We start from the raw sequence: 10,041 nt of genomic DNA, 5'->3' as shown, positions 1-10,041 counted from the left end.
CGCCGAGGAGGCTCACCGCCCGCCCCGCGGAAAGCGAGCATCTGGAGGGGAAATCGACCACACCTCTTTACTTGATAAATAGCAACAAAGTATGCGAAATCAGCCTTTAATAAAGATAGTTTATGCCGTTATACTCATCTTTCCTAGGATATTGAATTCCTAAATCATAGGCAGCATTTACGTTTGGATGCATCAGCTGATTATTCGTATGAGCTAAACCGAAAGCATGCCCAATTTCATGACTAATAGTTACTTGTTGGTATTTGGGATAGCTAGTTAGTACATCTTTGGCTAATTGAATCTTTGACCAGTACCAGTTTTGATTTTGCGGAAGAACCTTCTTTGTTTGGTTAACATAAAAATAAGTTACTCCTGCAACACCTTTTCCAAGATTTGAAAGAGAGTTTACGCGATAATGATCAATAGTGCTAGCACTCTTAGTTGTTGTCTTTTTATAAGATGTTGGGGTTAATATTCCTGCATATTCGGAAGAATATATCCACCTGTCAAATGAATTTGCTATTTTTGTAGAGTACGTACTTGCAGATGAATCAACGCAATAAAACTTTGTACTTTTACCATGGTTTCCAATTCCTGAAGTCATTTTATGCCCTTTAAATGTATTATAAGCATTTGCACTAACTGGTATCAGAAAAACAAGAATGGTGCTTAATAATACGCTATTCCTCATAAGTCTTCTCATAAAATTCACTCCTCTTTTTTTGAAAATGTTACATATACATTTTATAACTATCTTTAAATGTATAAGTAATCTGTTTTTACCAAAAATTGAGAAAAATATGAAAATAACGATTATCTATATTATTAAAATCATCTTTTATATTTGACATTAATAATTACAGTGTAATAAATTAATAAGTTTATCTTAGACATTTATTACACTGTAACCAACTGAATAAGCCTATTAAGGCGATATGAAGACGGCAGACATATCACCTAATTTTCTTGGAAAGTTCTTTTATTTCCTTATCAAAATAAAATGGTATATATCAATAAGTTCATCTAGTGTTTTCCCTTCAAAGTTGATGAGTTCCAATACAAATTTTCTTGCCTGTTGACAAGATGTAACCATTTTCGGAAGTTATGTCCATAAAATTTTTGAAGCACGCAGTGGTCATAAAAAAAGCGTTTTTGTCATTATCCATTTTTATCCTTTCTTTCAATATCCACAAAACCCTTATATATCAACGTTTCCAGCCAACATCGACGGCATCAAACAGGACGGCACTTCGGAACCTGTCTTCCGTAATGGGGATTGGGCGTTTTAAATAACTGAAATTCTTGAATTCTTCAGATATATAGCCAAATGATTCCTGAATTACTTCGGAACATTGGCTGTTTTTTTATGCACCTTTATAATCACCCTCAGGCTTTTAGTTTTGTACAGCCAAAATAATTGGGCTAGTTCCGTATACATAGCCTGATTTTTCAACCCCAACATATCATTGGAACATCTTGAACACATCTTTCATTCGCAAATATGTTATACTATTAATAAAGAGGGTGGCTAAATTGAGAAGCAATAAGTATAATACTGGTGAAACAGTAACTATTCAGGATACTAATGAATCAGTAACCATTAATAAATGGGCATATGTAAAAAACATGAAGAGATATTCTTACACTGTTAAAGAACATCCAACTACTTTTTTCTTTGAAGAGGAATTAAAAAAAGCTTAATGACAAGTCACTAAAACCCTACTCATTTCAGAGTGGGATTTTTTTCGCTTTCATTTTTTAGCATAATAAAAAACAGACTCCCATTGAGGAAGTCTGTTCATATCGGTTACGATTTAATTTAGAAATTAAGCTTTTTGAACGTTAGCTGCTTGAGCTCCACGAGCGCCTTGCTCAACGTCGAAAGTTACTTTTTGACCTTCGTCTAAAGATTTGAAGCCTTCGCTTTGGATAGCTGAGAAATGTACGAATACGTCGTCTCCGTTTTCACGTTCGATAAATCCAAAACCTTTTTCTGCATTAAACCATTTAACTGTACCTTGTTCCATTGTTGTTGCCTCCTAGTGCATAACACACATTGTATTACTATTTTTAATCATTTGGAAAATAATCAGTATCCTCTTCCACAATCAAAAACAATTCTTTATTAGAGTAACATGAATTGATGAAGATAGCAAATTATCCAGTGATATTTTAAAGACGGCTTCAGTTCTTTTCTCCTTCCCATTTTCTTTATTTATCCAATTTAATGATTCAGATATTAATAAATGGGTATATCAGAGTAATAAGAAACAGTACCAAGGATGATCAACAAGGAGGTCAATCAATGAAATATTACAAGGTATCCAATAACGGTTTTGACAGTAAGGTAATTGTAGCCTATAGCGGGTATGAGGCACTCGGATTTTATTTAATGGAAAGCAATGATCAACTTGGTTTTGTTGATGATATAGATGTGGAAGAAGTGGATGCTGATGAACAAGTCGAGATTTCCTATACGGGTTTTCCCGTTTTTAAGACACTTAAGGAGCTATATCAAGAGAAAGACTTCTGGGAAGTTCCTTATGTTGTCGTGGAAGTTGAGTAAAGAAAGCAACCTCCCATCTTTAGCCTCTGGATGTTACCTCCCAATCAACTCTGATAAATAGTATTTGGTAATTGCAAGATATTCACGGGTATATGATTTCAACAGTGACACTTTTGGTGTTTTTGCCGGCATCCCCTTCATGTCCAAGCCTTCTTTTCTTGCTATTTCAACTGCCCGGTAGATATGAAAGTCATTGCTTACAATCAATCCTGTAGCTGCTGTATCAGGAATGAGTTCTTTTGAGAAAACAATATTCTCGTGAGTTGTTGTAGATTTGTCTTCCATCATGATGCGCGCATCTTCAATTCCCTGGGCGATTAGCCCCTGTTGCATTGCTTTCGCTTCCGATATATCTTCCCCCGGTCCTTTTCCGCCAGATACAATGGCCACTGTTTGTTTATTGGCCTTTAAATATTCTGCAGCTTTATCAATCCGGTATTGTAGGGATAATGATGGAACCGAACCTTTGACCCTTGCTCCAAGAATAATGAGGTAATCGGCATTTTCAGGAATTTGCTGGTGAATGCTTTCTTGAATTTTCATGTGTAAAAAACCAAAATACCCCAGTAATATAACAACACTCATTACGCCCAATTTCATCGCGCTTTTCAAGGTTTTTCCCCGCTTCATTTTCCTTTCATTTAACATTCTTCACTGACCCCTCTATAGCCAAAATCGAAGAGCGTGAAATCACGAAAGACTTCCGCACTTCCAAAAATATTCAAACTGACTGTTTATTCTGCGACAATATCATCATATATCAATTTTCCAATTTTACTGATCACTTGACGGCTCACTTCCTCTGATTTCATATCTTCAGTAAGAACTGCAGCATAGACTGTTTGTGTTTCTGAACGAATGATTGCACAATCATGGGAAACTCCGCGAATTCCACCAGTTTTGCTTGCTACCTTGACCCCTTTGCCCATCAGTGAAGGAAGTTTATCCCTTAATTGTTGATTGTCAAATACACGCAATATTCTTTCTTGGCTTTCTTTCGTTAAAAAGTTTCCTGTATGTATCGCTTTCAGGCAGGTAATCGTATCTTCCGCCGATATGGTATTGTCGCGCCCTTCTTTTAATGCCTTAAAATCCTGCATTTTTCGTTCAAGGACAGTGTTTTTCAAACCAAGATCCTTGATGCATTGATTAATTTCCTCAAATCCCAGCAGGTTCATCATCATGTTCGTGGATGTATTGTCAGAAACAGTTATCATCAATGTCAATAAATCCTCAACAGTTAAAAATACTTTATTCGATAAGACATGCAGAACCCCAGATCCCCCTGTCACTTCATTAGGCGGGATGGTCACTGGTTGATTCAAATAGATTTTCTTTTGTTCACTTTGACGATAACCTTCGATGATCATCGGTATTTTGATAAGACTCGCTGATTGAAAGGATTCATTCTCGTGGTATCCAATCGTTTCCCCATGACCATTTTCAATTTTATATGCGATTTTCCCATTAAATGTTTCAATTAATGCCAAGATATCATGTTCTATAGTTTGTAAGGTCATCTATTTCCTGTTCCTCCCTTAGATATCATTTAAATCCCTATAAAAAACTCCCTTATCCCCTAACTTATTCTACCATGTTGAATGCAGTACAATCTTCTTCTAAATTCTAATTGAATAATTTTTTGCATAAAAAAGAGCCTTCATATCGAAAGCCCCGTTACTAACGAATATTCATCTGGATTTAACTGCCCTGCCCTTCACTAATGGGAATCGTTTCTTCTCGGTTGTATCCACCTGTGTGATTTCACCATCATGTATGGTTATTATCACGGATCCATATTGCAGATCTTCCAAGCTTGAAATGATATGCCTGATTTTCAATTCTTCTTTCTTTTCCATAATATCTCCCCTTCACTACTGGTAATAAAGTTTCGTTTCATGCCTACTGTTTAAAGCGCCCGTACGCTTCCCGCTTTCCATGTTTTCTTGAGGAAGTTGGTTTACCTATCATATCCTCACATTACTTTCCGTATAAGAATAGCCAGTTAATAGGAACTCCACATTCCCCTCCCCTCACTAATAAAAGATAAAAGGCACCCGCCATCTATCAGAAGTAGATGTAAGGGTGCCTTTAGTTGACTAATCGGCAATATTTAGGAGTTGCATATGTTATTGAAAAACACGAACCAAAGGAAAACCACATTATTCTTACCAACTAACTTGGTATTTACTAATATAATCCAATTCCCTCGTTTTGTCAATGAAAATTATAATTTTCTGATTAGTCTGCGTTTTACATTTTACTTATTTACCACTTTACCAAACTAAACTATTTGAGATATACTATTTTAGTATAAGTTGTCGGTATAAACACACACCTATTTAAGAAAGGTTCGATATAAATGGTAAATAAAAAATGGGGTTTATTGATTTTGACCACATTCGTTATTGGGAATATGGTCGGCGGCGGAATTTTCATGCTCCCTGCTCAATTAGCACAGGTATCCAGTCCATTCGGGGCCACATTGGCATGGATCGTTACTGGACTGGGAGTTTTTCTAATAGCTTTGGTGTTTGGTAACCTGGCAGTGCGGAAACCTGATTTGAAAGCTGGACCGCAAAGTTATGCTCAATCATTATTTAAATCCCCTGCTAAAGGAAGGGTTTCAGGTTATAGCATGGCATGGGGCTATTGGGCTGCGAATTGGGCTGCGACAGCTTCTGTCATCATTTCATTTGCTGGTTACCTATCAACGTTTTTCCCGGTGATGCATAGTGCGAAAGTGATTTATACAGCCGGGTCGTTTCAACTTGAACTGGGTAAAGCATTAACATTTGCGGTATGTTCCGTTGCCCTTTGGGGGATTCAGGCAATCTTGGTAAGAAGTTTTAACAGCGCTGGGAAAATGAATCTTTTTGCCACGGTTACCAAAGTGCTTGGATTCTTATTTTTCATCATTATCACGATTTTCATTTTCGATACTTCCAACCTAGGGAACGGAGCTGAATTTTATGATAAGGCGGGATCTGCAATCTCTTTAGGTGATCAAGTGAATGCTGCTGCAATTTCAACATTATGGGCTTTCATCGGTATTGAAGCCGCAGTCATGCTGTCAAACCGCGCCAAGTCACAAAATGATGTAAAGAAAGCGACGATCCTTGGTTTACTTATCGCAGTTGCCATTTATATCGGCATTACTTTATTGACGATGGGTGCCATATCGCAAGACGATTTGAAAATATCTCAAAAACCGCTTGTTGACGCATTGCAAGCTGTAGTTGGTTCAAGCGGTACGTATTTAATGGCTGCTCTTGCCGTCATTTCCTTATTGGGATCTACAATCGGATGGATTGTCGTTGCATCAGAGGTTCCTTACCAGGCAGCGAAATCGGACCTGTTTCCGGCCTATTTTGCGAAAGCGAACAAAAATGGCACACCCGTCCGTTCTATGACAATAACAAATATCATGACACAGATATTCTTATTCTCCACTATTTCGGGTACGATTTTGGAAGCTTATCAATTCTCGATGATTGTCGCTACACTCGCTTACTTGATCCCGTATCTTGCTTCGGTTCTGTATCAATTGAAATTAGTCATGACTGGGGAAACCTATGACATCATGAAAGGCTCAAGGGTACGTGATGGCATCATTACCATCCTGGCGTTAATTTACTCGATCTGGGTCATCAAGACAGGTACAGCTGATATGAATACATTCATACTTGGCATAGCATTATATGTATTCGGAATCGTCCTATACCCATTATGGATGAGAAAAAAAGCATAACCTTAAACACCTTGGCACTTATGGATGCCAAGGTGTTTTTTATATATCTTTCATAATCAATCTAGTTTTCAGCTGAACCGTTTCCCCTGAGCATAACTCCCGCAATCCAGTCATTTTTGCAGACAAATCCAAATTAGGAGCATTCGTTACCCATGTATATGGTTCGGGACAGACAAACCCCTGCTGGTTGAACAATACCCAAAACTTAAAATGTCGATCGACATGATAGATGACCTGTATGCCAGCCTCTTGGTCAGTAAGTATGCACTCGTTTTCCAGCGCTCTTTCCTCATCATAGCCAAATATGTCATCAAATTGCCTGCCGTCCAAACTAATACCATTTTGGATTTCCAATGTATTTTCCGTTTCATGAATTGCACCAGTGGGCAATGACCTTTCATTCAACTCCCAATGTTTATTGACAGGAAGTGATATTCTGCAATTCTCCAATTTACTCCCTGTTCCAAATGGAAAATTGAATACGGTATGATAACCTGCTCCCCATGGAAAGGGTTCAATGCCCTTGTTGGTGATTTCCAATTGTATTTCCAATGTTTCTGCCTTTAAAGAGAAAGACATATTCACAATGATATCTTGTGGAAAGCTGCCTTTTAGATCAAAATCGCTGCTTGAAAATTCAGTATTAATGACCACTGCTTTCCCGTTCACTTCCTTTTTGCAGACTTGCCACGGCTTGTCATGCAAAAAACCATGAATATGATTGGATTTTTTCATTTCATTGATTGGAAACTTATATACAGTCCCCTTATATGTAAATTGACCACCTTCAATCCGATTAGGAGGAAACAGGATTGGCATTCCATATAAAATGGGAGCTTTTTTATACTCTTCCACGCTATCCGGAGTGCGCAGCAACTCAATATCCTTGTGCTTGTACTTCAACGAAAGCAGATTGCTTCCTAAAGATGGCGCAATTATCGCTTCCACTTTTTCATTGCCGAACTTTATGGCCTTTTCATTTAAAAAAATGATATCTTCAATATAACCTTTCACTAATTCTCCTCCTTTGACTTGAACATATATCAATCCTACTTCCACGGACCGTTTTTTGCAACAAATGGAAAATATATATTTTTGAGTTTGAAATAAGTGTTGGTAATCTAGGATTTTGCTTAGTTAGCTTTACTATTTTTCTATTTCTTTTTTAACCTTTTCCTCCGCATAGATCGCCCTGTGCCTTATTAAATAAAAAAAGGATGCCGTTACGGCATCCTTTTTTCCTTATCTATTACTTTCACTTACTAAAGCCACTATGCCTTCTTCATCATCCAATACAAGTTCAATACCAGAGTATGGATCTTTATTCATATATTCATCCAGCCATAAGCGAAGCGCTTCTATCAAGTTGATGGTAATTAACACTTGTTTCCGGCCATCGACGAACGCTTCCGCCGAAAAGCCATAATCATCATCAAACATTAACTCCACTTCTACCTCATTGGGTTGTACCTGTTTTTTACGGGCAATGTAAACACAAACCGCATTGATGATATCTTGTTCGGAAATCTTTAGCCTCTCCATGGGTTTGTATCCTCTTTCTTCTTCTTATCTTTGAAATATGTGAATATTTTACGGATTACAACGATTAATACAACGACCGCTAACACGTTGATTAATAGACCAAGTATAGAACCAAGGGCTCCCATATTGGCGAATAGGCTACCAAAAAGTAAACCTGCCAGTCCACCTAGCATAATTCCTTTCATTAAGCCGCCTTTTGAGAATGTATTTCCAGTCTTGGCTTTATTAGCAGTAGTAGCATCGGACTTCTTAGTTTCTTTATTTTGGAAATTCGATTTGTTATTGTTGTTGCTGTTAAAACTTCTTTTTCCGGACTTGTAACCCCTTGCATCGACTGACTCCGAATGATCTTGGAATACATAAGTGCCGACTGGCGAGAATGCTAGTGTAATTGTAAGTAATGCAGCCATAAATTTTTTCATCATGTTTTTTTTGCCTCCGTTTAATAGTATGGAATGTTGATTCTATAAATGTTTTCCCAGATTTACTGAAAGTCCACATCACCTATCCTTGTTTTATCTTATAGTATTTACGTTCAATTTCAAAATAAGTTTCATTTTTTTCGATTTTTTTCAAAAAAAATAAGCAGGGGCATTTACTCCCCCGCTTACTTAAAGAACGATTAGTTTACACGAACGACACGGCCGTTGAATTTACTTGCCCAATATCCGCTTTCCATATTGGCGATCGCAACACCTGTTGAACTTTGGGAACCGATAAATTTGCCGCCGCCGACATAAATACCGACATGCCCATCAGTTTTGTAGGTATTGAAAAACACTAAATCTCCAGGTTGCATTTGACTCTTGGATACTTGACGTCCTGCACTTGTCAATGCACCCGTATTTGCTGGAAGGTTCACACCAGCTTGTTTATAAGCCCATGCAACGAATCCTGAACAATCGAAAAGACCGTTAGCGATATCGGATGCCGTTCTTCCGCCACCAAATTTATAAGTGGAGTTACCGATATATTTATAACCGGCTGTAATGGCAGAGCCTGTATTTGCACTGCTAGGCTTGCTTGATGTTTCAGTTTTACTTACTGCTGGCTTACTAGCTGCTGCAGGTTTATCAACGGAACTGCTTTTAGATGAATTAGATGATGCTTCACCTTTAGACGAACCAGATGCTGACGATTCAGCTTTAGAAGCACTTGTTGATTCTTTACTTGAAGAACTTGATGATCCGTCATTGGAAGAACTCGATGATCCATCATTGGAAGAATTTGAAGAATTCACTTCTTCAGCAGCACGGTCAAGATCCGCTTTCTCTGCTGCTTTACGTTCTTCCTCTTTTTTGATATTTTCACGAATGGACGCAATTTGTGATTCTAAACCGGCATCTTTATTCTCTAAAGATTGTTTTAGGGCCGTTGTTTCCGATTCTTTCTTTTCAACGATTTCCTTCATTTTGACAGTTTCAGCTTTTTGATCTTTAATTTGAGATTGCATGCCCTTAAGTTCTACTTCCATATCCTTTAGGCTTTGCAATTTTTTCTCAACAGTCGCTTGTTTTTTTTCTAAGTCAGCTTTATCCGCTTCCTGTTCTCTTAGAATCTGTTGGTCAGCTTCCACGATGGTGGCTACCGCTCCAACACGATTAACGAATTCACCAAAGCTTTTAGAACCTAAAACAACTTCCAGGTACTCTACGTCCCCGCCGCTCTCTTGGAATGAAAGCGCGCGCTCTTTCAAGACTTCCTCGCGTTTTGCGATTCTTTCTTCCAACGCTTTAATTTCTTTCTTTAAAGAATCTATGTCTTTTTCGGTGTCTTTAATTTCTTGTTTAGTATCTTTGATTTTTTGGTCATTTTCTTTCATTGCCGATTCTATCTGGGCAATTTGTGCATTCATCTTCGTTTGTTCTTTTTTCAATTCCTGAATAACTTGTTCTGCCTCTGAAATATCCGATTGTATTCCTGTGCGTTGTGATTGAATATCCGAGATAGATTCAGCTTTTACAGACGGTATGGCAAAAGCGCTCCCTAATCCAAGCATAATTGTCGTGTTCAATACGATAAGTTTTTTCTTCAAACTCATTTCCCCTGCTTTCCTCCCCTTGCATTTCCATCGACCCACTTCTTTTTCTCTAAGAAAAATCATTAGTCAAAATAAATTGCTGGGAACTCTTCTCTATTTTTTTTACTATTTATGTAATCTTCTAAAGTTGTGATTATATTA

12 protein-coding genes are annotated in these 10,041 nt (G+C 37.7%); 3 read left to right on the top strand and 9 right to left on the bottom strand.

Features of this window, described 5'->3' with window-relative positions; all coding sequences use genetic code 11:
* Positions 1-106 precede the first annotated feature (106 nt).
* The gene (locus ACFVSH_RS18845) at positions 107-703 is read right to left on the bottom strand and encodes a matrixin family metalloprotease (RefSeq protein ID WP_387707294.1); all 597 of its coding nucleotides are present in this window, start codon (positions 701-703) and stop codon (positions 107-109) included.
* Positions 704-1,533: 830 nt separating this feature from the next.
* On the opposite strand from ACFVSH_RS18845, the gene ACFVSH_RS18840 reads away from it, so the two are divergent.
* The gene (locus ACFVSH_RS18840) at positions 1,534-1,701 is read left to right on the top strand and encodes a hypothetical protein (RefSeq protein WP_179086028.1); all 168 of its coding nucleotides are present in this window, start codon (positions 1,534-1,536) and stop codon (positions 1,699-1,701) included.
* Between the two features lie 125 nt (positions 1,702-1,826).
* On the opposite strand, the gene cspC is transcribed toward ACFVSH_RS18840, so the two are convergent.
* On the bottom strand, positions 1,827-2,027 hold the full coding sequence (gene cspC, locus ACFVSH_RS18835; protein WP_010331195.1) for a cold shock protein CspC: 201 nt from the start codon (positions 2,025-2,027) through the stop codon (positions 1,827-1,829).
* A 278-nt stretch (positions 2,028-2,305) separates the two neighbouring features.
* Here cspC and ACFVSH_RS18830 point away from each other — a divergent pair, with 278 nt between their 5' ends.
* Positions 2,306-2,566 carry a hypothetical protein gene (locus ACFVSH_RS18830; protein WP_387599388.1) on the top strand — a complete coding sequence of 87 codons (261 nt, stop codon included), beginning with the start codon at positions 2,306-2,308 and terminating at the stop codon, positions 2,564-2,566.
* Between the two features lie 33 nt (positions 2,567-2,599).
* On the opposite strand, the gene ACFVSH_RS18825 is transcribed toward ACFVSH_RS18830, so the two are convergent.
* From ACFVSH_RS18825 to ACFVSH_RS18815, 3 genes are all read right to left on the bottom strand, one after another.
* Positions 2,600-3,214, bottom strand: a complete 615-nt coding sequence (locus ACFVSH_RS18825; RefSeq protein ID WP_387599385.1) for a YdcF family protein — start codon at positions 3,212-3,214, stop codon at positions 2,600-2,602.
* An 86-nt stretch (positions 3,215-3,300) separates the two neighbouring features.
* Entirely contained in the window at positions 3,301-4,086 is a 786-nt protein-coding gene (locus ACFVSH_RS18820; RefSeq protein ID WP_387707292.1) for a serine hydrolase, read from the bottom strand.
* Between the two features lie 171 nt (positions 4,087-4,257).
* The gene (locus ACFVSH_RS18815; RefSeq protein ID WP_098371233.1) at positions 4,258-4,425 is read right to left on the bottom strand and encodes a YezD family protein; all 168 of its coding nucleotides are present in this window, start codon (positions 4,423-4,425) and stop codon (positions 4,258-4,260) included.
* Positions 4,426-4,928: 503 nt separating this feature from the next.
* On the opposite strand from ACFVSH_RS18815, the gene ACFVSH_RS18810 reads away from it, so the two are divergent.
* Positions 4,929-6,317, top strand: a complete 1,389-nt coding sequence (locus ACFVSH_RS18810; protein ID WP_387707290.1) for an amino acid permease — start codon at positions 4,929-4,931, stop codon at positions 6,315-6,317.
* A 39-nt stretch (positions 6,318-6,356) separates the two neighbouring features.
* Here ACFVSH_RS18810 and ACFVSH_RS18805 read toward each other — a convergent pair whose 3' ends face one another.
* The 4 genes from ACFVSH_RS18805 to ACFVSH_RS18790 all read right to left on the bottom strand — a co-directional run bounded on the left by ACFVSH_RS18805 (position 6,357) and on the right by ACFVSH_RS18790 (position 9,900).
* Complete coding sequence (locus tag ACFVSH_RS18805; protein WP_387707288.1) at positions 6,357-7,331, bottom strand: aldose 1-epimerase; 975 nt, start codon at positions 7,329-7,331, stop codon at positions 6,357-6,359.
* A 228-nt stretch (positions 7,332-7,559) separates the two neighbouring features.
* The gene (locus ACFVSH_RS18800) at positions 7,560-7,859 is read right to left on the bottom strand and encodes a YxcD family protein (RefSeq protein WP_098371236.1); all 300 of its coding nucleotides are present in this window, start codon (positions 7,857-7,859) and stop codon (positions 7,560-7,562) included.
* Complete coding sequence (locus ACFVSH_RS18795; RefSeq protein ID WP_192208180.1) at positions 7,847-8,281, bottom strand: hypothetical protein; 435 nt, start codon at positions 8,279-8,281, stop codon at positions 7,847-7,849. The genes ACFVSH_RS18800 and ACFVSH_RS18795 overlap by 13 nt, the downstream gene beginning before the upstream one ends.
* A gap of 200 nt (positions 8,282-8,481) precedes the next feature.
* Complete coding sequence (locus ACFVSH_RS18790) at positions 8,482-9,900, bottom strand: C40 family peptidase (protein ID WP_387596082.1); 1,419 nt, start codon at positions 9,898-9,900, stop codon at positions 8,482-8,484.
* Positions 9,901-10,041 lie beyond the last annotated feature (141 nt).

Source organism: Peribacillus sp. NPDC058002, assembly GCF_042886655.1.
GTDB lineage: Bacteria > Bacillota > Bacilli > Bacillales > DSM-1321 > Peribacillus > Peribacillus aracenensis.
The sequence above is the reverse complement of the archived record's forward strand: the minus strand, read 5'-3'. Positions and strand labels throughout refer to the sequence as shown.